22 protein-coding genes are annotated in these 22,581 nt (G+C 56.2%); 14 read left to right on the forward strand and 8 right to left on the reverse strand.

The annotated features are described in order from the left end of the window. Positions 1–23 precede the first annotated feature (23 nt). Positions 24–776, reverse strand: a complete 753-nt coding sequence (locus CGLAMM_RS06890; RefSeq protein ID WP_394820392.1) for a PhyR family response regulator anti-anti-sigma factor — start codon at positions 774–776, stop codon at positions 24–26. Between the two features lie 156 nt (positions 777–932). Between CGLAMM_RS06890 and CGLAMM_RS06895 the strand changes: the two genes are divergently transcribed. The 9 genes from CGLAMM_RS06895 (at position 933) to recQ (ending at position 10,152) form a co-directional block, all read left to right on the forward strand. After that, positions 933–1,430, forward strand: a complete 498-nt coding sequence (locus CGLAMM_RS06895; protein WP_394820393.1) for a sigma-70 family RNA polymerase sigma factor — start codon at positions 933–935, stop codon at positions 1,428–1,430. Positions 1,431–1,530: 100 nt separating this feature from the next. Further along, on the forward strand, positions 1,531–2,109 hold the full coding sequence (locus tag CGLAMM_RS06900) for a sigma-70 family RNA polymerase sigma factor (RefSeq protein ID WP_319807406.1): 579 nt from the start codon (positions 1,531–1,533) through the stop codon (positions 2,107–2,109). 200 nt (positions 2,110–2,309) lie between these two features. Next, entirely contained in the window at positions 2,310–2,489 is a 180-nt protein-coding gene (locus tag CGLAMM_RS06905) for a NepR family anti-sigma factor (RefSeq protein WP_319807407.1), read from the forward strand. 60 nt (positions 2,490–2,549) lie between these two features. Then, positions 2,550–4,304, forward strand: coding sequence for a sensor histidine kinase (locus tag CGLAMM_RS06910; RefSeq protein WP_394820394.1), 1,755 nt, complete (start codon positions 2,550–2,552; stop codon positions 4,302–4,304). Between the two features lie 94 nt (positions 4,305–4,398). Beyond that, positions 4,399–6,078 carry an ABC transporter ATP-binding protein/permease gene (locus CGLAMM_RS06915; protein WP_394820395.1) on the forward strand — a complete coding sequence of 560 codons (1,680 nt, stop codon included), beginning with the start codon at positions 4,399–4,401 and terminating at the stop codon, positions 6,076–6,078. Then, entirely contained in the window at positions 6,075–6,794 is a 720-nt protein-coding gene (locus CGLAMM_RS06920; protein WP_394820396.1) for an ABC transporter domain-containing protein, read from the forward strand. Before CGLAMM_RS06915 ends, CGLAMM_RS06920 begins: the two co-directional genes overlap by 4 nt. 107 nt (positions 6,795–6,901) lie before the next feature. Beyond that, on the forward strand, positions 6,902–7,765 hold the full coding sequence (locus CGLAMM_RS06925; protein WP_408906689.1) for an amino acid ABC transporter ATP-binding/permease protein: 864 nt from the start codon (positions 6,902–6,904) through the stop codon (positions 7,763–7,765). Between the two features lie 84 nt (positions 7,766–7,849). Further along, a complete protein-coding gene (locus CGLAMM_RS06930; RefSeq protein WP_394820398.1) occupies positions 7,850–8,236 on the forward strand; it encodes an OmpA family protein in 387 nt (128 codons plus the stop codon). 56 nt (positions 8,237–8,292) lie between these two features. Further along, positions 8,293–10,152 carry a DNA helicase RecQ gene (gene recQ, locus CGLAMM_RS06935; protein WP_394820399.1) on the forward strand — a complete coding sequence of 620 codons (1,860 nt, stop codon included), beginning with the start codon at positions 8,293–8,295 and terminating at the stop codon, positions 10,150–10,152. A gap of 8 nt (positions 10,153–10,160) precedes the next feature. On the opposite strand, the gene CGLAMM_RS06940 is transcribed toward recQ, so the two are convergent. Continuing rightward, positions 10,161–10,655 (reverse strand): copper chaperone PCu(A)C, encoded by a 495-nt coding sequence (locus CGLAMM_RS06940; RefSeq protein WP_394820400.1) that lies wholly within the window; start codon positions 10,653–10,655, stop codon positions 10,161–10,163. A gap of 176 nt (positions 10,656–10,831) precedes the next feature. On the opposite strand from CGLAMM_RS06940, the gene nrdR reads away from it, so the two are divergent. Genes nrdR through thiL form a run of 3 tightly spaced genes read left to right on the forward strand, consistent with a single transcriptional unit; the run spans position 10,832 to position 12,822 of the window. Beyond that, a complete protein-coding gene (gene nrdR, locus CGLAMM_RS06945; RefSeq protein WP_394820401.1) occupies positions 10,832–11,341 on the forward strand; it encodes a transcriptional regulator NrdR in 510 nt (169 codons plus the stop codon). Then, the gene (gene nusB, locus CGLAMM_RS06950; RefSeq protein WP_394820402.1) at positions 11,342–11,845 is read left to right on the forward strand and encodes a transcription antitermination factor NusB; all 504 of its coding nucleotides are present in this window, start codon (positions 11,342–11,344) and stop codon (positions 11,843–11,845) included. Beyond that, complete coding sequence (thiL, locus tag CGLAMM_RS06955; RefSeq protein WP_418115504.1) at positions 11,842–12,822, forward strand: thiamine-phosphate kinase; 981 nt, start codon at positions 11,842–11,844, stop codon at positions 12,820–12,822. The genes nusB and thiL overlap by 4 nt, the downstream gene beginning before the upstream one ends. Here thiL and CGLAMM_RS06960 read toward each other — a convergent pair. Then, a complete protein-coding gene (locus tag CGLAMM_RS06960; RefSeq protein WP_418115505.1) occupies positions 12,819–14,063 on the reverse strand; it encodes a hypothetical protein in 1,245 nt (414 codons plus the stop codon). The two genes, thiL and CGLAMM_RS06960, sit on opposite strands and share 4 nt — an antisense overlap. 83 nt (positions 14,064–14,146) lie before the next feature. Between CGLAMM_RS06960 and CGLAMM_RS06965 the strand changes: the two genes are divergently transcribed. Both CGLAMM_RS06965 and glk read left to right on the forward strand, forming a co-directional pair. Continuing rightward, complete coding sequence (locus CGLAMM_RS06965) at positions 14,147–14,935, forward strand: SDR family NAD(P)-dependent oxidoreductase (RefSeq protein WP_418115506.1); 789 nt, start codon at positions 14,147–14,149, stop codon at positions 14,933–14,935. Between the two features lie 98 nt (positions 14,936–15,033). After that, positions 15,034–16,005, forward strand: a complete 972-nt coding sequence (glk, locus tag CGLAMM_RS06970; RefSeq protein WP_418115555.1) for a glucokinase — start codon at positions 15,034–15,036, stop codon at positions 16,003–16,005. A gap of 172 nt (positions 16,006–16,177) precedes the next feature. Here the strand turns inward: glk and CGLAMM_RS06975 are convergent, their stop codons facing one another. From CGLAMM_RS06975 to CGLAMM_RS06995, 5 genes are all read right to left on the reverse strand, one after another. Further along, the gene (locus CGLAMM_RS06975; RefSeq protein WP_394820406.1) at positions 16,178–16,960 is read right to left on the reverse strand and encodes an N-acetylmuramoyl-L-alanine amidase; all 783 of its coding nucleotides are present in this window, start codon (positions 16,958–16,960) and stop codon (positions 16,178–16,180) included. 714 nt (positions 16,961–17,674) lie between these two features. Beyond that, complete coding sequence (locus CGLAMM_RS06980; RefSeq protein ID WP_394820407.1) at positions 17,675–19,057, reverse strand: CotH kinase family protein; 1,383 nt, start codon at positions 19,055–19,057, stop codon at positions 17,675–17,677. Further along, positions 19,054–19,395, reverse strand: coding sequence for a hypothetical protein (locus CGLAMM_RS06985; protein ID WP_394820408.1), 342 nt, complete (start codon positions 19,393–19,395; stop codon positions 19,054–19,056). Before CGLAMM_RS06985 ends, CGLAMM_RS06980 begins: the two co-directional genes overlap by 4 nt. Further along, the gene (locus CGLAMM_RS06990; RefSeq protein ID WP_418115507.1) at positions 19,385–20,737 is read right to left on the reverse strand and encodes a tail fiber domain-containing protein; all 1,353 of its coding nucleotides are present in this window, start codon (positions 20,735–20,737) and stop codon (positions 19,385–19,387) included. The genes CGLAMM_RS06985 and CGLAMM_RS06990 overlap by 11 nt, the downstream gene beginning before the upstream one ends. A gap of 225 nt (positions 20,738–20,962) precedes the next feature. After that, on the reverse strand, positions 20,963–22,210 hold the full coding sequence (locus CGLAMM_RS06995; RefSeq protein ID WP_394820410.1) for a phage tail tube protein: 1,248 nt from the start codon (positions 22,208–22,210) through the stop codon (positions 20,963–20,965). Positions 22,211–22,581 lie beyond the last annotated feature (371 nt).

Here is a 22,581-nt window from a genome sequence, read left to right on the forward strand (position 1 = left end):
GAAACGCATGGGTTTTGACAAGGTCAAATCGTCGATAACCCACCTGTAACGGTCTGATAAGTCGTGATGGCGAGCGTCATCGGCTCAAAAGGTTTGGTGATGACGAAAGGTGGCTCCTCGGATTCACCTGTAAGAAGTCGCTCAGGATAGGCGGTGACGAAAATCACGGGGATGTCCTGATTCTGGCCGATACGGCGCACGGCCGACATGCCATCTCCGCCGGCACCCAGGTTGATATCGGCAAGAATAAGGTCCGGTTGCGTCTCCCGCGCGAGGCGGACAGCATCGGCCTCCGTATGGGCGACACCGACGCATCGGTGCCCGCTTTGCTCAACGATATTCTGAATGTCAAAAGCGATGATCGGCTCATCCTCAATAATAAGGACGCTGGTTTCCGCCATGGAACGCAGGCCTTTATGCGCTTCCATCACCTTGTGCATCGCCGTGCGCTCATCCAGGCCGATAATCTCCGCGGCTTTGCCGATCGGGACTTCCTCCAATGCTGTCAGGAGCAGAAGGAAGCGTTGATCCAGCGACAGGCCAGGCACGTCATCCGGCGCGATTTTGACAATCTGGCGGAAGGTTTCCGCGACGATGCGGTAAAGCCGATGCCGGGCGCTGAGGGAGGTCTCCTCATCAGGCAATATGGGAAAACGCTTCAACGCCTCCGTTACAAGCTTATCCCCGGATTGCTGTCCGCGGGTCAGGGCACGTGCGAACCGCCGGGCAAACGGGAGTGCACGGTAAAGCTCCTGTCGCGGCAAATCTGATACCATGGGTCGATCCTCATTTAAACGCGGTCCGAACGGAACAAGAAACGAAGCTTACTCACCATTTTTATGGTAAACCTCTTGACGAAACAACTATATTGTATCTGCCTTCGAGATTTCTATACCCATCATTGATGGCAGGCCGAGAAGGGTCGATGAAACGTGGATGGTGAACTGAGACGTGGATTGGCGGCGATTTTACCTGCGATGCGTAGCTTCGCCAGGTTCCTGACGCATGATGTTTCATCGGCGGATGACCTTGTGCAGGAGACGGTCCTGCGCGTCCTTCGGGCGCATGACCAATATAAGGAAGGTACAAATCTGAAGGCCTGGATCCTGAAAGTGCAGCGCAACCTATTTTATGAGGGCCTGCGCAGCTCCAGGCGGGAGCAGGAAGTGATGGCGGATTTTGAGGATCACGCCCGAACCGACCCGCATGGACCGCCCCGATATCAGGATCAGGTCATGGATTTGAGTGTTCTGATCTGGCGACTTCCCGTCGTGATGCGGGAAGCACTTATATTAGTAGGGGCGCAGGGCTTCAGTTATGAGGAGGCCGCGCAGATCTGTGACTGCTCGGTCGGAACGATGAAAGCCCGTGTCTCCCGCGCGCGGGACAGGCTGGCAGAAATGCGGGAGGGCGATGTCGCGCGAATTTGACAAAAAACTTCACTTTTTTTGTGAACCTTTCGCGCAACTGCAACCTTTTTTAATTCCCATCCATTATGCCGGTAGAGGACAACCGGGAAAGGGTGGTTTTATGTCCAGCTTCCACGACCAAGTGATAAAAATTCTGCCAAAACTTCGTGTCCAGGCGCTTTCTCTGACGCGTAACCGTTCGGCCGCTGAAGATCTTGTGCAGGATGCGGTGTGCAATGCTTTGGCCGCGCAGGACAGTTTTATCCCCGGAACCAATTTTTCCGCCTGGATGCATCGTATTCTCAGAAACCGCTTCATCTCCGACCTGCGGAAGAAGCGTGACACGACGGATATTGATGACGTGCCGGCATCGTCTTTTGCGACCAATGCGACACATGACGATAATCTCGCCCTCAAAGACCTGTCCCTTGCCTTATCCCGCCTCCCGGCAGATCAACGTGAGGCGCTGGTGATGGTCGTGGTGCAGGGCCTCAGTTATGAGGCACTGGCGGAGGCGACCGGATGCGCAGTTGGGACAGCAAAGAGCCGCGTATTTCGGGCGCGTCGCCAGCTTGAAGCATGGCTTACAGGCGAATTACCCTCTAACGACAAGTTACGCCTGAAGGTGAGTGCTTTAAAAGCGGCTATTGATGAGCGCCGACGTCACGGCAAAGCTTACGACGACTTGTTTAATAATTGAAAAAAAATGGCGACTCCGCGGAGTCGCCATGCTTCAAGAAGAATTATAAGTTGAGAAAGCATTCGTAAACCTATGAAATTAAATAATCTGTCGGCGATAATGTCGAACGGGTCGACCGCGCGTCGTTGCAACTCGACGGCGGTCGTGCTGTTTATTAATGAAATTCTTGTCGGTCAGGATCTTATTTTCGAGGTGATGTTATGGGCGCGGGAAAGGAGATCAAACCGCAAACTGCCCGCCCAAATGACGACGCGGAGCCGGAAAACGCGTTCGATCTTTGGCTCAAGCGAGGTCTGCATGCTTTGTATGACGATATTGCAAATGAGCCGATCCCTGAGGAGCTTCTTCGCCTCATTCAGGACGATCGCGAAAAATCCTGAAACTGCGGGGATCAGAATTTGGCAGGTGGACGGTTTCAGATTGCATGAGGGAGGCCCAGATTGCGCCATTTGAGACTCAATTGTCTCTCCTCGGCCGGCGCCCGGGTCATCACATTCATCGTCCTCGCGACGCTGCCGCTTGCTGCCGTTTCAGCCGTGCTGGCCTGGCACGCTTACCGCACCTCCGTCAATGGTGGCTTTGACCGCAGTCAGGCTGATCTCTTCTTCGCCCGATCCCTGATCATTGATCAGGTCTATCGTGTGCGCCTCGGGCTGGAGGCGCTCTCCTCCCGCATTGTGACGAATGGCACGGTTCAGCTGCCTGACGTGCATATGCAGATGCCTTTAGGCACGATGTGCCGCCTTATGTTGCTGGATGAGACGGAAAAGATCATTCACCGCTTCCCGACGCCGGATGAGTCGTCACCGGATTGCGCGCCGGGGCAACATGTCTTTTCAAGCCATAGCTGGCTGAAAACGCCGGGAGGGGAGGATCCAGCCATCTCGCCTTTTGTCGGCGTGGCGGATCAGAAAGTTTATATTAAAGTCACGCTCAGGACGCCTTATCCGCGCGCCAATCAAAGCTTTGGGCGCGGCTTTCTCGTCGGGATCAAATATTTTCCGATTGCGGAAGCTCTGAATTACAGCCACGCCATTCGCGGAGTAACAGCGCCCAGCTTTGAGGATCTCTGGCTCTACTCGTCCCCGTCATCCGCGCCGCTTCCCCTTGTCTCCGGAGGTCACGCCCAGACGGCATGGAAACCTTACGCGCTGGCACGCATCGCCCGGGATGCGAGAAAAAAGTTGGAGTTGGATCACTTTCAGGATGCCCGCATATCCTACTCATATGTGCCTGTATTTGAGGGACGAAGCCTGGTTGCCACGCGGCACCAGCAACCCAAAGAGGCGCGCGCGCTTGACCTCTTCCTCGCCCGGGTCGCGTTTATTGCGTTGATGCTGATCATCGAGCTCGCGCTCGTCGCGATCGCCGCTCATTTTTATCTTGTCTCACCGCTTCAGAGACTGGCCCAGTCCGTCAATGTCTGGCGTCGGACGGGGCATTTCAACCCGAATTTCCCGAGGTCCATCCCGTCGGAAGTCGCCTTCATGCTGCGGGCCTTCCGCCGTGCCACGCGCGAGTTGGATCGCCATGAGGCGGAGCTGAAACGCGCCATGCGGGAGCAGGATGTCCTGATCAAGGAGATCCATCACCGCGTCAAAAATAATCTGCAGATTGTGGCCTCGCTGCTGAACCTTCAGGCCAAGCGGATCAGCCAGCCTGAAGCGCGGCGCGAATTTCAGGAGATCCGCGAGCGCGTCCGCGCCTTGGCGACCCTGCATCGACATCTTTACCCCGATGGTGGGGCGGCCATCCTGCAATTGGAGAATTTCCTCGGTGAGTTGGCGCGACAGCTTTACGCTGTTTATGCGCCCAATCTGCTGGGCCGTGTGGAGCTTGACCTCAAGCTTGATTCTGTCACGGTCACGGCGGATCAGGCCGTCCCTGTGGCGCTGATCGTGACAGAAGTCATGACAAATGCCTTCGCCCATGCCTTCCCGGGGGAACGATCCGGCGCCGTCAAACTCTCCCTCACGCGGGATGAGGAAGTTTGCACCCTGACAATTCAGGATGACGGCATTGGCTTTGACCCGCAAAATGTTGAAAAAGAGGGCGGGCGTGAAAAGTTGGGTCTCAAGCTGATCGCGGGCTTCACCAAACAGCTCGGCGGTGAAATGACGCTGTCGACTAAGGACGGAACGCAATTTGTCCTGACCTTCATCGTCAAGCCTGTGCGTCGGATGACATTGTCGTAAGCAACCGCGCCAGAGGCTTGAAAAACGGTAAATTTTTCTTCTTCCGCTTAAAAATGACTATTTTTGCCATGATCAGACGCTTATATGGCGGCATATGAATCGGGACGACAAAAACCAGGCGAGGTTGTGGCTTCGGCAGCAGCAACGTCGTGTACGGGCGCAGATTTTGCCCCTGATCATCATGACGTGTGTCGATAGCGTAATTGGCGTCGCGATGGCGGCGTTGATTGCCTGGGTGATCACGGCGGCAATCGGTGGGATTGATATCCATGTCACATCCTGCGTCATGGCATTTGCGGCGCTGGTGGCGGTGCGCGCGCTTCTTTCATATTCCCGGGAGATTGTCGCACATCGCTGCGGCGCCCGCGCCCGCCAGAATTTGCGGCACTATGTGATGCGCGCCATCTCAGCTGAAGGGCCCTCATTGCTTCGCCGTCTTCACAGCTCTGAAATCTCAGCGATGATCGTCGATCACATTGAGGCCATGGACGGTTACTTCGCGCGTTATCTGCCGATCAAGGCGTCATGGCTCATGACCCCCGCCATTGTTCTGGGTGCGGTGGCTTATATCAAACCCGCCGCGGCCCTTATCCTGCTGATTTCCGCTTTCATCGCCATGATGGCGCAGGCCGTGTTCGGCATCTGGACGGGGGTTGAGGCGAGGAAGCAGTTTGTTGCCATGCTCCGTTTACAAACGCGGTTTCTGGACAGGACGCGGGGCATCGCAACATTGGTGCTTGCCGGCGCCGTGCCGCATGAGGCCGCTCAGTTACAGATTTCAGGCGATGCGCTCCGCCAGCGGACGATGCGCGTCCTGCGCACGGCGTTCCTGTCCTCAACAGCGACGGACCTCGCTTCCGTCATCGCGCTGGTCAGTGTGGTGATCGTCCATAATGGGCAGATCCACCACATGCTCGCCCGGCCCGGTCACTATTCCTACGATATTTTTGCTGTCTTTTTCACAATCATCTGCGTGCCGGAGTTTTACAGTTCTTTCCGCGCCAAAGGGCTGACCTATCAGGATGTCGCTCAGGCGGAGGCCGCCGCAGCTGAACTCGCCAGGCTACCCGCGATCGAAGCGCCGTCTGAGGCTTATGCCGCCGAGAGCCCGCAAGCCGTGACGCTGGGCTTTCATGATGTTTCCTATCGCTGGCAAAGCGATCGGCCCCGCATCATCGAGGCTTTGAGCTTTGAAGTCAGGCCCGGGGAAATCCTGGTAACAGATGGGCCTTCCGGGGCTGGCAAATCGACGATCATGGAGTTGATCCTCGGCTTCATCACGCCGGAAGCTGGCAGGATCACTTTCAATGGGACCGATGCTACGGAAATTCCCGCTGAGGCGCGGGCACGGATGATGGCCTGGATCGACCAGAAGCCCGTCATTTTCGCGGGCACATTGCGGGACAATATCCTCTTCGCGAAACCGGATGCGACGGAGGAGTCGCTCCTTCAGGCTGTCAGAAGCGCGGCTCTGGAGGGCGTGATCCGGCAATTACCGCATGGGCTCGATACATTGATGGGGGAGGGCGGATATGGTCTTTCAGGCGGGCAGGCGCAACGCGTTGCCATCGCCCGGGCCTTCCTTAAAAATGCCCCGATCCTTCTTCTGGATGAACCAACGGCCCATCTCGACCCGGAAAGTGAGCAGGAAATCATCGCTGCCATCGCCGCCCTCGCGGTCGGGAAGACGGTGATCCTCGCCAGCCATGCGGAAAAAGTGCGCGCCCTGGCAACGCAGAAACTGACGATCGGGCGCGGACGGGCAACATCATGATGCAGGAAAACGTAACGCACCTGGAACAACCGGCCAGGGAAACGTTGAGCGTCTTCAGGCCGATCCTGCGCGTCTGGCAGCCCTATAAATGGCGTCTTATTTTCGGCGTGATATTGGCAATCTTTTCCGCCCTTATCGGCCTGACCCTGATGGGAAGCGCCGCTGCCCGTGTCGGTGTCGTCGGCGCAACGGCGATTGTGAGTCTCCTGACCCTCCGACTCCTGGGCGCGGGGCGTGTCATTCTCCGTTATTTTGAGCGCCTCTGCGCGCATGACGCGATGTTCAGGGCGCTGACCGCGACGCGGGTCTGGTTTTTCCGCCATCTTGCACGGGTTTCTGACCACGGGATGGGCTTTATGCGCAGCGGGGATATGCTCTCCCGGCTGGTCCATGATGTTGACGCGTTGGACGCGATCTATTTGCGGCTGATCACGCCTTTCTGTGCGGCGATTGTGACAATTCTGGCCATCATCTTTTTTGCCGGGGCTTTAAGCTTCACTCTTGCCGTGACATTGGGCCTTGTCGCCTTGGGCATGGTTGTTGGCCTGCCTGTATTATCCGCTCTGTGGACGTCGCGTTCCGGGGGGACGTGTTACGGGCACAGGGGCAATTGCGCTCTTCCGGGCTTGATTTTGCGATCGGGCTGCGGGAAGCCCAGATTTACGGTGCCCAATCCTTACTGGCGGGGCGGGTACAGCAGGCGGCGTCGCATCTGATCAAGGCTGAAGCCATGCAGGCTCGCCGTCAGGCCGCATCCGGGATGATGTCGTATCTCCTGGGCCAGGCTATGGTCGCACTTTGCCTCATTGGGGTCGGGTCCTGTATGGCTCATGGCAGCAGACTGACGGGTTTCGTCGCCTTGATCTTCATCCTCATCGCTGGATTGGAACTGCTCCAGGGTTTCGCCCGAACGGGCGTTCTGCTCGGCAAGTTGCGTCATGCGGCGGCGCGGGTGACGGTTTTCGTGACGCAGAAACAGGCGCAGCTTCATGGACGGAGGAACATCGACCCCGATTTTGGCGAAATCCGCTTTGACCATGTCGATTTTACGTGGCACGCGGAAAGACCGCCGGTTTTGCGTGATTGCGACCTCGTAATAGGACGAGGCCAACATATTGCCATAATCGGTCCTTCAGGTGCCGGTAAATCAAGTCTTGTTTCCCTGCTTCTCAAAGTCGTCTCGCCGACACGTGGGCGCCTGATGATCGATGATCACGGCTACGAGGAGTTTGACACGAAGGCGCTGCGTCGCCAGGTCGCCTGGCTATCGCAGACGACACATATTTTTACGGACACGATCAGAAATAATCTCTGCCTCGACGGTCTCGCGCATTCGGACGATAAACTCTGGCGTGTCTTGACGCAGGCGGGCCTGGCGGACACTGTCAAAGCCCTGCCGGAGGGACTCGATGACTGGGTGGGTGAGGGCGGACGGACTTTATCCGGTGGAGAGGGGCGTCGCCTTGCTCTGGCGCGCATCCTCCTCTCTGACGCGCCGATCGTCCTGCTGGATGAACCAACAGCGGGTCTTGACGCTGAAACAGAGCAACAGTTCTTCCGCACGCTGAATGACGTTACGGCAGGGCGGACACTCATCATGGTGCTTCATCGCCTGACAGGTGTCGAAAAGCTTGATTCGGTGTGGAAACTGAGTGATGGTCAATTATCGGCGATTTCGACCTTCTGAGGATCATTGAGGGCGAAGCTGATGATTCCATCCGCTCCATCGCAGGCGGTGAATCGCATCGCCCCAAGCAAAGGAAGACAATAAATGCGCGCTTATCTTCGCCAAATGCCGTTTGTTGCTGTTCTCGGCCTCGCTGCCTGTCAAAGCGGGTCGGATCGCGACCGTTATCCGGTATTTTTTGCGCCGAGATCGGTGAAATTATCGAGCACGGCCGACGCCGTTATTGCGCGTGCCGCAAGTGATGCCATCAAGGAACATGCGCGCAAAGTCGCCGTCATCGGCCATGCCGAAGCCGGGCGCAACCTGTCAGCGGATGAGCTCCTGGCGATGAAACGCGCCGCAAATGTCGCTGAAGCCCTCGCACGTCAAGGTGTTGATGCGCGGATCATCCAGCAGAAATCCCGCGCCCCACGCAATGCGAAGAACGCCGTTGTGGCGTCACGGACCGTCACGATCGAGATCGACCCCTGAAGCAGGCGGCATCGTGCGCGATGCGCATCGACGCCATTTAAGGCGGGGTCAAGTTCATGGACGATGAAAAACGCCATGACCCCTATGGCGTGCTTGAGAGCGTTTTCGGTTATAACAGTTTCCGAGGGTTGCAGGAGGAGGTTGTCTCTGCCGCCATGCAGGGGCAGGATCTCCTCGTCGTCATGCCGACAGGCAGCGGCAAAAGCCTGTGCTATCAATTGCCGATATTGTGCCGGGAGGGGATGGGACTTGTCGTTTCCCCGCTGATCGCTTTGATGAATGATCAGGTGGCGGCGATGCGACAACTCGGCATCGAGGCGGCGGCGCTGCATTCCGAGTTGGAGGCGGATGAGCTGGGGAAATTGCGGGACCAGCTTCGACGCGACGAAATCAAAATCCTTTATATCTCGCCGGAGCGCCTTCTGGCCCCCGGTGTGGCGTCATGGCTCGGCAGACGTCAGATTTCCCTCATCGCGATTGATGAGGCCCATTGCGTCTCCGTCTGGGGTCATGATTTTCGGCCGGATTACCGGGAGCTCGCGCGCTTGCCGGGCTATTTCCCCGGCGTGCCGCGCCTCGCTCTCACCGCGACGGCGGACCCGAATTCCCAGAAGGACATTCTCGCATCTCTCGACATGCGTGACGCGCGTGAATTTGTTTCGAGCTTCCATCGCCCCAATCTTCACCTCGCGGCGCGCCCTAAAAACGCTGAGATCGCCGACCTGCTCGCCATCCTCAAGGCTCATGAGAAACATGCGAGTATCGTCTATTGCGGCACGCGGAATAAGACGGAAGCAATCGCAGAAAAGCTTCAAAAACAAGGTTTTGTTGCGTTACCTTTCCATGCGGGTTTATCATCTCAGGAGAAGCGCGCCGTTTTGACGCGTTTCAGAAGCGGGGAGCCTCTGGTTGTCGTCGCCACAATTGCCTTCGGCATGGGCATTGATCGGCCCGATGTGCGCTGTGTCGTGCATCTTGATATGCCAGCATCGCCGGAGGCCTATTACCAACAGATCGGTCGCGCCGGGCGTGATGGGGAGCGTTCTCAAACCTACCTGCTTTACGGCATGGAGGATATTGCACGCGCGCGATATTGGCTTGAGCAGTCCGCTGCGCCGGAAGAAGCCCGTTCAATCGCGCGGAACCGCCTGGATGCGATGATCGCCTTTGCAGAGACAACGAAATGCCGCACCCAGCAATTACTCGCCTGTTTCGGCGAGGATTTTGAGGGAAATTGCGGGCACTGCGATAATTGTCAGCGGCCGCTCAAGCTTTTCGATGCGTCTATCCCCGTGCAGAAAGCGCTTTCCGCCATTTATCGTATGGGACAGCGCTTCGGCACGACGCAGGTCGTGTCCGTTTTGCGGGGGCGCTTGACCACCGCCGTTGCAGCCCATGCGCATCAGCACCTGACAGTGTTTGGCACGGGGAAGGATGAGACCGAGAAATGGTGGCGCAGCCTTCTGCGCCAGCTCGTCGCGCATAATATTATCATGCTGGATGGTGAGCATAAGGTCCTGAAGCTGAACGGCCATGAAGTGCGGCCCATATTGCGTGGTGAGCGTGCTGTCATGCTGAAGGATGAGCGGGACCTTCATAAAGCCGCCAGCCGTGCCGCCATGTCAGAGCGCGTCCTGACGGAGCTGACGGTCGCGGAAGAGGATGCGCCGATTTTTGAAGCGCTGCGCAGTTTACGCAAAGAGGAGGCGCGACGTCAGAACATCCCGCCATACCTCGTTTTTCATGACAGCGTCATCGCGGCGCTTTGCGCAGAAAAGCCACCTGATTTATCGGCGCTCGAGCACATCAGGGGGTTGGGGAATAATAAAATTGCGCGTTACGGCCAGCAGATCCTGGATATTCTGCGTGCGCAAGGGCGCGCTCTTCCACGAGAGCTGGAAGCCGAGGCGGGCTAGGCGTCGGCTTAAAACCCTTTATCATTCATATTCAGCACAACATGTTTTTTCCCGCCCGTCAGAAAGCTGAAATCCAGCGTGACCTGACGCGGCGCGCCGTTTTCCGGCCGGAAGCCGCGGCAGATGAAGTGATACCCCCCTCGGGGAAAGACGAGGGTCATTTTACGTGGGATCGTGAAATGCGTGAACATTTCTGCCGCCTGCTCCGTGTCATCCTGGTCAAAATTGACCCCATATATGGATGGGCAGGAAGTCGAGCGTATCCCGGTGATGAGAAACGCGTCCTTTCCCTCATTCGTGATTTCCAGATAAATATTGATGACTTCCGGATTTTGGCGTGAAAGTCGCATCCATCCACGAATATTCAGGTCGCGAGCCGCGTTGAGATTGCCGGATGCGGCATTGTCATTCCCGTCATCCATATTATCCGCGTAGCAGGGCGTTGAAATCATCAGGAACACATAAAGAAGCGTGCTGACGATAATATGAGACCATGTGCGCATCGTGATGCCTTGAGCCTTTTCCGAAATAAAATGACGGTCGAAGCGTAAAAAAACGCCTGTCCGGACCCGTCTGAATAAAATCATAAGGTCGAAACGGTGTGACCGGTTTAAAACGCGTGCAAAAGCGGCTGCATGACCGCATAATATTACCCCCATCACAGGTACGAGGACCGGCAATGCGCTGCCCATTCTGCGGTCACATGGATACCCAGGTTAAAGATAGTCGGCCTGCGGATGATGGTGCCTCCATCAGGCGGCGGCGTATCTGCCCGTCCTGCACCAATCGCTTCACCACGGTTGAACGTTTTCAATTGCGGGAACTGGTCGTTGTTAAAAACGACAAACGCCGCGTTCCGTTTGATCGCGACAAGCTCAGCAAATCCATTCGCGTCGCCCTGCGTAAGCGCCCCGTCGATGAGGAGCAGCAGGAGCGCCTGGTGAATAAGGTCGTGCGTCAGCTTGAGGCGATGGGGGAGGGTGAGGTCTCCTCCTCTCAGATTGGTGAGGCGGCGATGAATGCCCTCAAGACTGTTGATGAGGTGGCGTTCGTGCGGTTTGCGAGCGTCTATCTTGATTTCCGGGAGTTGGAAGCGTTTTCAAAACTGTTGACGGTCATGCAGCAAAAGACGTTTAAGGAGCCCGAACTTATGGATTCCGAAACAGATCGACCAAAGGATCAGGATTAAATGACTGGCGCGTCCGCCCCAGAACCAACAAGATCACGCACGATCGCCCGCGTGGCCGCCATTCAGGCACTTTATCAATGTGAGCAAAATGGTGAGCGCGCCGAACTTGTTATTACGCAATTCACCGATCATCGCCTTTCAATGCGTGAAACGGGCTCATTTGAGGACGGTCAGGTCCCGATGGCTGATCGCAAATTATTTGAGAGCATCGTGCGCGGCGTCGTCAAAGAGGATGCGCGATTTGACGCATTGATCACTGGCGCCCTGCCGCCGACCTGGCCGCTCACGCGATTGGACCCGGTTCTGCGTTGTTTGATGCGCGCTGGCACTTACGAGATCTGCACCGGGGTGCCGATCCGGATCGTCATTAACGAGTATCTCGATGTAGCGCATGGGTTCTTCTCGGGGGATGAGCCAAAACTCGTGCATGGTGTGCTGGACGCGATCGGCCGCACTCAGGGAAGTGACTCTCAGGAGTCGGAGGGCGCCCCCCTGGCATCATGATGACCGAGAAAGACGATCATCCAGGCGGTGAGTTTGACTTGATCGCAAGGTATTTCACGTCACTGGCCGGACCAGGCGCCTACGGGCTCGCAGATGATGCGGCCTGTCTCACCCCGGCTTCAGACGGGAAAAGACAGGTCATTTCGACGGATACAATCGTCGAAAATGTCCATTTCCTGCCGGATGATCCGCCCGACCTTATTGCGCGCAAGGCATTGCGCGTTAATATCTCCGACTGTGCGGCGATGGGCGCGCGTCCTGTTTCATATCTGCTTAACCTGACCCTGCCGCCTCAACGCGGAAAAATGTTTCTTGAAAAATTTTCCGCGGGTCTCGCAGCGGATCAACGGGCCTATAATCTCAACCTGATCGGCGGCGACACCACGCGAACAAATGGTCCTCTCGTTATTTCAGTGACGATGATCGGGGAAGTGCCTGCCGACCATCTCCTGACGCGGGGTGGCGCACGCCCGGGCGATGCCATCTGGGTAACGGGCGCGATCGGAAGCTCCTGGTTGGGCCTTCAGGCGCTGACCGGCAAAATCGATCACCTTGATGACGTTTTTGCGGCGCGTTACCGCTGCCCCGAGCCGCGCCCGCATGTGATCCCTCCCGGCGTAGCGACTTCCTGCCTCGATATTTCAGACGGCCTCATTCAGGATGCCGGCCATATCGCTTCGCAAAGCCAGGTCATCATGGCGCTTTCAGCGGCGGATATTCCCCTTCCCGGAAAACTTCCTCCCCCATTGCAGCGAAAATATTTTGAGGCGCTTGTGACGGGGGGGGATGATTATGAACTGCTTTTCACCGCCCCTGAAACCGCCACCGCCACCGCCACGATCCTCGACGCATCGCAGCGCGCCGCTGTGCCGATCACCCGCATCGGGACCGTCAAACCCGGTCCCGCGGCGACGCAATTGCTCGATGAGATGGGCGCGCCCTACCAGCTGACCCGAGGCGGCTGGCAGCATTTCTAACTTCGCGGCGGTCCCGCGAGGCTTTCCGCGTAGATACGGTGCGTCTTATTGGGTTGCGTGACGAAACGCTCCACCAGGTTCAGCATGGGCGTGTTTGTCTCCAAAATCCAGCCGAGCTCGACATATCGATACGGTAATTTATTGCGTCGAGACAATAATTCTGAAATCGCCAATGGTGGCAGGAGTGCACCAAGCATCGTGCCACGCACGAGATGCGACACGCCCAGAAGGATGACACGTGCCGATTCGCAGCGATGCGTCATGATTCGTGCTGCGAGCTTGACCCAGCCAAGGGGTGAGGGTTGGGGGCCTATATCCCGGGTGAGATCAAAAATATTGGGCACGACAAGCGCCATGGCCACCGGCGCGCCATTCTGATCGATCTGAACGTAATGTTCAGGGCGTAGAACGGGGCGTAAAGCCTTGATCATGGTGCGCATCTCATGCGCCTGCATGGGGACAAAATTATAGGTGTCCGCCCAGGCATCATTGTAAAGTGCCCGTAAAACCTCCCCTTGTGCGGCGATCTGCCTTTTAGAGAGTCGGGAGATCGAGATATCCTCATACCGACCCGATCCCGGGGCAAATCCCTGCGGAAACAGGGAGGAAAAATCGTAATCCTGTTTGAGGTCGAGGCGGAATGTCAGAAGGTCCATTTCCTTCTTCAGGCCGATCCGCTCCATCATGCGATGCAGGTGCGGCGGGTGCCATGGCGTGGCGATCATGGGGGCTTCATCCTGCCCGGAGACCATCACCCCCGATTCTCCATGGCAGTTCAGCGTGACGGGGCCGCGCATCTGCACCATCCCATTCTCCCGAAGCCAGGCGCGGGCTGCGTCCAGCAGGGCGCGAATCACGCTCTCATCCGCTTCAGCATCCAACGCCCCGAAGAGGCCGATCCTCTCCTCCCAACGGGCCGTCGCGACGTAATCGACGATGGCGGCAATGCGTCCTACGGGCCGCGCACCCCGCCAGGCAATAAAATATCGCACAGAAGCATGACGGAAGATGGGGGCCTTACCCGGGTCGAGGAGGTCCCTTTGCTCGATATCCAGCGGCGGAGTATAGGATGCCATCCCCTGGTAAAGCAGGCGGGGCAGTTTTATGAACAACGCGCGGTCCTTGCGGGTTGTGACTGACCGGATCGTTACGGCCTGCGTCCTGTCGCTTGAAATTCCCGCAGGATGATTGGCGGGATGCGCTTCACGCTGGGCAACCGGCGTTACCGATTTTTCAAACAAAGTTTCTCCCTTTTCAGCAAGCTGGTGTAAACCGGTCCGCGTTTTAAACATCAAGAGCCTGTTCAATGTCACGTTCATCCGAAATGTCAAAGTGTTTGCAGTTATATGACCACGTCTTAATAACTGGTGCATCGGGCGGCATTGGCGCGGCGCTTGCCCAACATTATGCGGCACGGGCGCAACGCATTTCCCTATGGGGGCGTGACCTCCAGCGTCTCGAATCTCTCGCGAAAATCTGCACGGCGGCGGGTGCCGAAACCGATATCGTCGTCGTTGATCTCAGCAATATGCATGAATCTCTCGAAGCTTTCTCACGAGCTGAGGCCCAGGCGCCGATCGACCTCCTTTTTCTTAATGCGGGGGTTTCGGATATGCGTCAGCCGGGGCGGGTTGTCGAGACGCCTGACATTCTTCTAGAAACGGCGTTGGTCAATTACGCGGTCCCGACCGGGCTCGCGAGCGTCGCGGCCGAGCTTATGGTGAAGCGCCGTCGCGGTCACATCGTCTTTACCGGTTCCGTCGCGGCTTGGCATGACTTGCCTTTCTCGGCCGCTTATTGCGCGTCAAAAGCGGGGATAGAACGGTTCGCAGGGGCTTTGCGGGCGGCGGTGACCCCTTATAACGTAAATGTGACTTTGGTTTCTTTCGGGTTTATCGACACCCGTATGAGCCGCCGCATTAACGGGTTTAAACCCTTTCTGGCCAAGCCGGAGAAGGCTGTTTCCGTGATCAATAAAGCGTTAAAACAACGACGTGGGCATGTTACTTTTCCCAAAATCTTCAATCTGTTACGCATGATCGAAGCTGTTACGCCACGAAATCTTGCCCATATGTTATTGCGTTCGATTCGGGTATCACAGGGCCCTCGTTAAAGGGTAAACAGACAAATTTGAATATTCAGCCTGGCATGACCGCGTGCCTGTTTGTGCGTCGTCACGGGCTGAAAACAGGAAAAGATAAAGGCAGTTTGATGCAGGAAGTAGTTGCGGTCGATATCGGCGGAACCCACGCGCGTTTTGCGGTCGCGAAGATTGCTGACGGGCGGGTGACGGAACTCGCGCCTGGAGTCAAATTGCGCACATCAGATCATGCCAGCCTGGCGCTGGCATGGCGGAAATTCGCGCAGACCCAGAAAAATCCGTTGCCGCGCCGGGCGGGCATTGCGATTGCATGCCCCATCCAGGGCAATATCCTCAAAATGACGAATAACCCTTGGGTTATCCAGCCGGATAATCTCAAGCACAGTCTCGGGCTTGATGATTTTGTGCTGATCAATGATTTCGGCGCTGTCGCCCACGCCGTCGCTCAGGTGGATGACGCGCATCTGAAACATCTCTGCGGCTCCGATGGGCCATTGCCGGAGACAGGGTCCATCACGGTTGTCGGGCCAGGGACAGGTTTTGGTGCGGCCTGCCTTCTGCGTCAGTCAGGACGTTATGACGTGATTGAGACGGAGGGGGGGCATATTGATTTTGCGCCGCTCGACAGCGTGGAAGACCGCATCCTGACGGAGTTGCGTGGACGTTTCACGCGCGTATCGGCAGAGCGCGTTGTGTCAGGTCCGGGCCTTAGCAATCTCTATGAAGTTATTGCCGAGATGCACGGCGCGCCCGTATCCATACGCCATAATCGGGAATTATGGGATCAGGCCATTTTCGGCAATGATGACATCGCCGCCGCCGCGCTTGAGCGCTTCTGCCTTTCACTGGGCTCAATTTCCGGGGATCTCGCCCTGGCCCATGGTGCGCAGGGTGTTGTGATTGCGGGTGGGATCGGGTTGCGACTTGCGGACCACCTCCCACACTCCGGCTTTGCGGAGCGCTTTATCGCAAAGGGTCGTTTTGAAACGATGATGAGCCGTATCCCCGTCAAAATTATTACTCACGAAGAGCCCGGCCTCCTCGGGGCAGCTGCGGCTTACGCCAATCGACACCCTGCCTGACCGCTCAGCGACGGAACATGGCGATGCGGAAGAGGCATCGCCATTCAGGTGACTTCACCCGACGGCGCGAAAGGGACGACACGGCCTTTTCGGAACATTGAGTTTATCATGCAAACGCATGATGGTTCCTGGCATCGACACAGGGCCGTGCGCCCCGACAAGCTAGCTGAGCTTATGACCCCGGATATTTTTCAGCGAGGGAGAGGATGATCGCGATCGTCTCATCATCGAGAACGCCATCATAATTTTCGGGGCGATAATGGAGTTGCACGGCGCGTATTAAACTTGTGAAGCCCGCTGACGTCGACGCGCCGGAAACGTCATATCCGAACCGGTTCAGAAGTTCGAGGATCATGCAGCGACTTGGCCGCAACATTCCCAATCCGGAGGTGGAGAGCACGTTAAGGAATTTCTGCTTGTCTTCCGCATCATACCATGTGCCAATACCCTCATCATAAAGCTCTTTCCACGGAAATTTCGGCCCCGGGTCACTTTTGCGGCCGGGTGCGATGTCAGAGTGGGCGACGATATTGCGCGGACTAATGTCAGGGTAACGTTGCAAAATACTTTTTACGAGCTCCTTCACCGCCGCGATCTGCTTCTCCGGGAAGGGGGGGAAGGTGAAGACACCATGATCATCCGACGCCAGATTGACGATTTCTATGCCGATAGATGAGTCATTAAGGTTATTGCGGCCACGCCAATAGCTGATTCCGGCATGCCAGGCGCGGTCCTTTTCATCCACGAGATTGAAAATTTGAGTGTCTGTGTAACCGGCAGCCCGGTAAGACGGGTCCGTCTCATCCGGGACAAGGTAATGCACACTGACGCTGGGACCGGTGAGCGCCGCGATGGAGTCCAAAAAATTTGCGGCAGTGTAGTGAAGAACGAGAAAACGCTGCCGGTTATTGAAACCAGAGACAGATCGGAAATCATTATAAATAATTTTGTGCATTTTATTATTCTTTCTTCTATTTTTCTGGAAAAGAAGTCGCGCGCAATGCGTTATCCGGCCTGGCGAGCCGGACATGATTCACCTGACAAACGCGTAGGAATTTAACTTTTTTTTGGGATGATTGATGCGCGAAGGCTCAACCGGCAATGAGGTCGGCGCTCTGCATGTGCGGCGATCAGCCCTTTACCGGTGCTTTTGCGGCATCGGAGACAGGGCGTAGCGGAGATCAGGATGAAACCGGACAAAATTGCGGACATTAACTGTCTCTTCCAATTTCTTGAAATCGATATTTTTACCGACGCTTCATTATAATTTGATTTCAATGCCCTGGCAATATCGATGCGGAACATCCGGCGCACGTCGCTCCACCCATTGATAAATCCTGGCTGCGAGATAATTACCCTGCACCATGTGCAAAGTGAACGCGCCGAAAAAGAATGACGCGCTTCATGAAGGATGTATCGCGCCTGCTCGCCCGGCAGCACCGATTTTAAAGGGATGTCATGATGACGCACCCGATGTCCAGCCCGGGCACCGCCCCTCAGCATGTTACGTTAAGTCGATCATCGCCATTTTCTGCGAAATCTTCCGTCCGGATACTCAAACGTCAGGTGAACGACGCATCGGATATTGTCTGCATGTCGACAGGCGGGACGGGCACCGCATGATGACCGCACTGCCCACCCATTGGTTAAGGGGAGAGGGTCAGCCGGATTACTCCTCTTCCTGCGGGTATCCCCACGCCTGATCCATCCAGGCAACACGCCTTTTAAACCAGTCAATGACGTAGGAGACCGTCCAGCGCCCGTCGTAAGGGATGTCCACCCGAACCGTGTTATTGCCCCAAAGCGGCCAGTTCTTCAGGTCATCCACCATGGAATCCCGGTCGATCAAGGCAATCTGGCCCAGAATGATTTTCTTCAGATTGTTTGTTGAGATGATCCCGTTCCCGCGCAGTTCCGCCCATCGTGCCCGCAATTCAGGACGGAGGCGGCGGGTGAGGATATCCAGAAAGCCCGGGTCCTGATCGGCGGGGTAACCTCGCTGCGTGATCCACCCGATTTTGTCCGGCGCGGCCTGGTTGATGTCCTGCCATGCCGACACCCCGAAAGTGCGGTCATGATCAAATGGCCAGATGCTCCACTTTTTGGCGTCCCACGTGCCGAGGAAGAAATTATTCTGAAACGAATCATAGGACCCGGTCACATTGACGAGCAAAATATAATCGAGCCATGATTTCAGGTGCAGATATTGATGCATTTCCTTCCGCAGCCAGGTCTCATCGGCGCGGCAGGCCTGAAACCATCTGAATAGCCTTGCGCACGCCGCCTGTACGTCTGGCGCTTTTTGCGAGATGTCGTCCTGATCCTCATACCCGTCGATCTTGGGAGACTGGATTGACCATCCCGTGCTGTCAAAATCGCGATCCCAGAGTTCAAGCGTGTGCTCGGCCTGCATCAGGATGTGGTTGCGATGGGCGTCATCCATCAAATAATCATCGTTTGTCGAGCGTGATCGCCAGACAACGAGTTGCTGGAATTTCCCGTTCCACCATAATTCGCAGGGCAGGCCATCTGTGCTGAAGGACGCCGTCAGATGCATGCCCAAATCATGCTTGTCCCAATATCTGTAAGCGGATACCGGCGCCAATAGACGATCAGGGTGGGAATGCATCTGACGCCACAGCTCGGTCGTGGTGGTTTCACGCACCATTGTCCGATCCGTGCCATAGCCTTTTAGCGTGATCGTCGAGACCGGCGACCAGTCGCCCATTTTCACATAGAGCTTCTTGCCATTAGAGGGACGCCGCAATTTGAGATTGAAGTTTTTTTTCATGGCGTCCTGGCTCGATTGACCCTGCACGTTGCGCAGGCCAACCGCACTGAAAAGCGGAAGGGTCCCGTCATAAAAGGATATGGAAATTGGTATATTGGATGCGTTCGGGTCGGAAAAATCCCCGTCGATCAAAAAACGCATGACGCGGCGGGGGCGGTCAATGGTGACGGTTTTGACATCGTTGATGGCGGCTGGTCCCCAGGCTAAAACACCGTCATGCTCAACATATCCCGTCGTCGGAATTTTGATATCGTTGCTCAAAATCCCAACCTCCCGAATATCAGGCCGGACTCATCAAATCGCGTCATTGTCACGACGATGATGGACCCGGGGCGGCTATCGATAAACGGTATCCGCCCTTCCACCCAACGCACATCGGAAGGCCATGTCGTTTCACACCCGCCATAAACGGGTTGCTGAATGACGAGTGTCATGGACTGGCGTTCAGCCGGGCGGCCTTTCCCGATGGTGAGGGCAATATCTCCGGACAGGACGAGGCAGTAGATAATGTCACCTGAGAGCGCTTGCGGCAGATTTTGCGGGCCCGAAACATTCAGGCGCGTCTTGACGGGCACGCCGTAACCGGAACTACCCGCCATGAGCCGCCTCCAACGCCTCGAGGCGTTTTTCCAGCTCGGCCTGCTTCCGTTCCACGGCCTCCCTTTTCAGGCGCTCACATACGCTCAAAAGCATTTGCAGTTCTGAATAAATCAGCGCCTGCATCCAGATGGGCTGCCCATTTTCATCCAGGACAGGCCGGGTTTCATAACGATATTTCTGCACCGGGGGGGTGAAGGATTTTTTCTCACCCGTTTCCGGGTCGATTGTCAGCTCCTGCGCTTCTGCTTCTTCCGGGATTTGGACCTGCTCATATCGCTGCTGCTGGCTCCAGAGCGCCCAGTCCGCAGGGTCGAGGCCTGCATGGCGCAGGGCGGCTTCGACGTCCTGAGCGACAACGCCCACATGCAGGCGTGCTTCCCGCGGGCCTTCTGCGACGTCGGCTTTGTAGCGGAAAAGCTTTGGGTGCAAAGTGTCATAAAATGCCAATAGCTTGTCCCGGTAGCCGGCATCGAGATCGAGCAGGTCATCAATGACGCGCTTTACCTTGATGTCTGACGTCAATTGCACATTGCCGGACAGGTAAATATCCCGGAAGCGATGATTGGCCGTCCCGAGATCTGTAAAATCATTGACATCCGGGCCAAGCATACTGCCACGGAAGCTCAGCGTGCCATCTGTCGCCTCCCCGGAGCCGCCACGCGCAACCCAACCGACATCGACGGAGTTCTGGTGCGTGACGTCGTTATTCCAGATGAAGGATGTCGGGGCGCAAAAGTAACTGAGATATTGCCAGTTGCCGGAATTCGGCCTGCCGATCCAAACCGAAGTTGACCTTTCTGGTTTCCCGAAATGTGCGTATCCCCAGCCGGAATAAAGCGCAGCACCCCATGACTCTGTGTCGAGCGAAGCCGTGTATGTTTCAAGATCGTAAAACCAGTGCCCCCCGACGCCGGTGGGCTTGATGTTGATATGAGACGTGCCGGCGCGACCAGGTGGGTCATTCCAGGTCTGCTGATAACCCTGACCGATAATGGGCCGCGTAAAACGACCTGTCGCGCCTTGTACCATGCCTTTCACCATGCCGGGCACCGCATCATGGTCCGGGATATAGACGTCGGAAGATTTGAGGGCCCTGTCGACCTCCGCCAAGGCGGACCCGGCAGCTTCCACCGCGTCATAGGCGTTGGTGGCGGCATCCTGCGCTTTCTCCTGCGTCTCCGCAGCAAGCTGTGTCATGGAGGCGACGGCGCTGGCCAGCCCGTCAATATTCTTCATGACATCCGCCATGGTTGAACGTGTGCGGCCACCATCGCCGGACACTGTATATTCATCGAGGATGCGGTTTTCAGGGGCACAATTTTGAGAATCAGAATTGGACATGATTTGCCTCTCTCGGCTTTTACGTCACCGATTTTGTTGCTTATTTGTGGGAGGAACGCCTCAACGCGGCTGCTACGACGATGAATGCGCCGCCGGGCCGCCATTTTCGACGAGAGCTGCCAATGCGACGAAAGGCTCCGGGCAGCACGTCACGGCGTGCGTGAGGTTAAACTGAGTCAACGGCTTCGGTCGCGGTCGAATGTCGCAATCGAAACCTAATATTACCTACCCGATACGGCGCACGGCGATTGTGCCGCCGCCAGGGTAGGGATGCGCGGTGAAGGGCAGGCGCAGGACCATCGTCTTGTTTTTCTGATCAATCGGCGCTGTGAAATTGAAAAGCTGGGCATTGAGTAATGTGAACTGGTAGCCCTTGCCTTGATCATCGACAATGCTGAACGAAATCTGCACCTTCTTTCCGGATTGCCAAAGTTGGATGAGCGCGTCATTGCGGAAATAAATCTGCGCCTCCAGCGTGACCTTCAGTGCGCCGAACTGGATGCCCGCAGCGCCCATCCTGCCAAGAGCCTGATCCTGCGCGGCGCCATTGCGGGTAAGGGTGAGGATCGCGGATTGAACCGCACCGTCATATGACGTCCCATCAATGGAGAAGGCGTTGAAGTTCCCGGCCTCCATGATACGCGTGGTCGTGGCGGCGGCGACATATTCCAGGTTCGACACATCTGTCAGCTCAAGATTCGCCCCGATAAAATCGATCTGAATTGTCGGCGTTTGCTGCGCCTGGAAGTTCATCTGGATCTGCGAGACCATATTGCCGGAAAATAAATGATGACGGTCCGCGATCTTTTTACGAAGGGCGAAGGTTTTCCCCACGGATCCGTTGACGATCCCGACAGGGGTATAGGTAAAGCCCTGAGGACAGATAATCCTTTCCGTGAGCGCGTGATCCGGGAAAAACTGCTTGAAAAACGCCTCACCTGCCGGACGGAATAAGGATAATGTGTCAATCGACGATCCTTGTTTCCCAATGATTTTAGTCGTGTAAGGCAGGATGAGCGACGAGTCTCCAAGTGAAATCTTGACCAGCCCGTTAACGGGCCAGTTCGACAGGACGGAATAATCTTCGTAGGTCGAAAATTCGAAGGCTTCGTAGGTCAGTAATATTGCCGGGAGATGGGCATCATCCGTCGCCTGGTAGGGTGTGCCTTCCGACCATTCCATCCCCATGATGGCTGCAATGAATTCATCATAGGTTTCGTAGGACAATAAACCGGAAATGGAACCACTTGTGCTTCGACCGGTGAGGACGGTCTCAGCCTCCTCCGGTATGGCATTGATTTCATCAGGGGTTACTGTCATGTCCTGCACGGCGAGCGTTTCACCAGCGTGGCGCAGACGTCTGAAACCGTCCGATGGGGCGATGCCGAAACTGACTTCCTGCGCATAATCGACATGGGTAAGATTGGTCTGTTCACCCGCTGAAAAACCGGATGTCGGGCCTGTGACTGCCATGATTATTTTCCTTTTGCGATAGACCAGAATTCACGATCATCGCGGTTTGTTCGAGGGGGAAGGGATGTGCTGCGTGCGTCGGGGAAAACCTACCGGTTCGCCGTTTAATCGGTCGTCATAAACTGAATTCTGGACAATTTCCGCCACGTGCATCTCGTGATGACAGTGAGGATGAGTTTTTTGGAAGGTAAAGCGGCGCTTGAATGTGCCGTGGGGACTGACTTGAATTGAACAATGAAAAAACGCCCGCAACGGGCGGAATATGATGCGAAACCAGCTGGGCGGAAATCCCGAAAACGCACGTTCGGCGTTGAAGCCTGACATGTTGCAGACGTTCACCATCGGGGGCACTGGCTACTCGGCCAATTTTA

Source organism: Sorlinia euscelidii, assembly GCF_036452135.1.
GTDB lineage: Bacteria > Pseudomonadota > Alphaproteobacteria > Acetobacterales > Acetobacteraceae > Sorlinia > Sorlinia euscelidii.

Excerpts from the sequence above, each read along its gene's own strand:
- CGLAMM_RS06890 (WP_394820392.1), bottom strand. The coding sequence starts at position 776 with ATGGTATCAGATTTGCCGCGACAGGAGCTTTACCGTGCACTCCCGTTT.
- CGLAMM_RS06900 (WP_319807406.1), top strand. The coding sequence starts at position 1,531 with ATGTCCAGCTTCCACGACCAAGTGATAAAAATTCTGCCAAAACTTCGT.
- CGLAMM_RS06905 (WP_319807407.1), top strand. The coding sequence starts at position 2,310 with ATGGGCGCGGGAAAGGAGATCAAACCGCAAACTGCCCGCCCAAATGAC.
- CGLAMM_RS06915 (WP_394820395.1), top strand. The coding sequence starts at position 4,399 with ATGAATCGGGACGACAAAAACCAGGCGAGGTTGTGGCTTCGGCAGCAG.
- CGLAMM_RS06920 (WP_394820396.1), top strand. The coding sequence starts at position 6,075 with ATGATGCAGGAAAACGTAACGCACCTGGAACAACCGGCCAGGGAAACG.
- CGLAMM_RS06925 (WP_408906689.1), top strand. The coding sequence starts at position 6,902 with ATGGCTCATGGCAGCAGACTGACGGGTTTCGTCGCCTTGATCTTCATC.
- CGLAMM_RS06930 (WP_394820398.1), top strand. The coding sequence starts at position 7,850 with ATGCGCGCTTATCTTCGCCAAATGCCGTTTGTTGCTGTTCTCGGCCTC.
- recQ (WP_394820399.1), top strand. The coding sequence starts at position 8,293 with ATGGACGATGAAAAACGCCATGACCCCTATGGCGTGCTTGAGAGCGTT.
- CGLAMM_RS06940 (WP_394820400.1), bottom strand. The coding sequence starts at position 10,655 with ATGCGCACATGGTCTCATATTATCGTCAGCACGCTTCTTTATGTGTTC.
- nrdR (WP_394820401.1), top strand. The coding sequence starts at position 10,832 with ATGCGCTGCCCATTCTGCGGTCACATGGATACCCAGGTTAAAGATAGT.
- nusB (WP_394820402.1), top strand. The coding sequence starts at position 11,342 with ATGACTGGCGCGTCCGCCCCAGAACCAACAAGATCACGCACGATCGCC.
- thiL (WP_418115504.1), top strand. The coding sequence starts at position 11,842 with ATGATGACCGAGAAAGACGATCATCCAGGCGGTGAGTTTGACTTGATC.
- CGLAMM_RS06965 (WP_418115506.1), top strand. The coding sequence starts at position 14,147 with ATGTCAAAGTGTTTGCAGTTATATGACCACGTCTTAATAACTGGTGCA.
- glk (WP_418115555.1), top strand. The coding sequence starts at position 15,034 with ATGCAGGAAGTAGTTGCGGTCGATATCGGCGGAACCCACGCGCGTTTT.
- CGLAMM_RS06975 (WP_394820406.1), bottom strand. The coding sequence starts at position 16,960 with ATGCACAAAATTATTTATAATGATTTCCGATCTGTCTCTGGTTTCAAT.
- CGLAMM_RS06985 (WP_394820408.1), bottom strand. The coding sequence starts at position 19,395 with ATGGCGGGTAGTTCCGGTTACGGCGTGCCCGTCAAGACGCGCCTGAAT.
- CGLAMM_RS06990 (WP_418115507.1), bottom strand. The coding sequence starts at position 20,737 with ATGTCCAATTCTGATTCTCAAAATTGTGCCCCTGAAAACCGCATCCTC.
- CGLAMM_RS06995 (WP_394820410.1), bottom strand. The coding sequence starts at position 22,210 with ATGGCAGTCACAGGCCCGACATCCGGTTTTTCAGCGGGTGAACAGACC.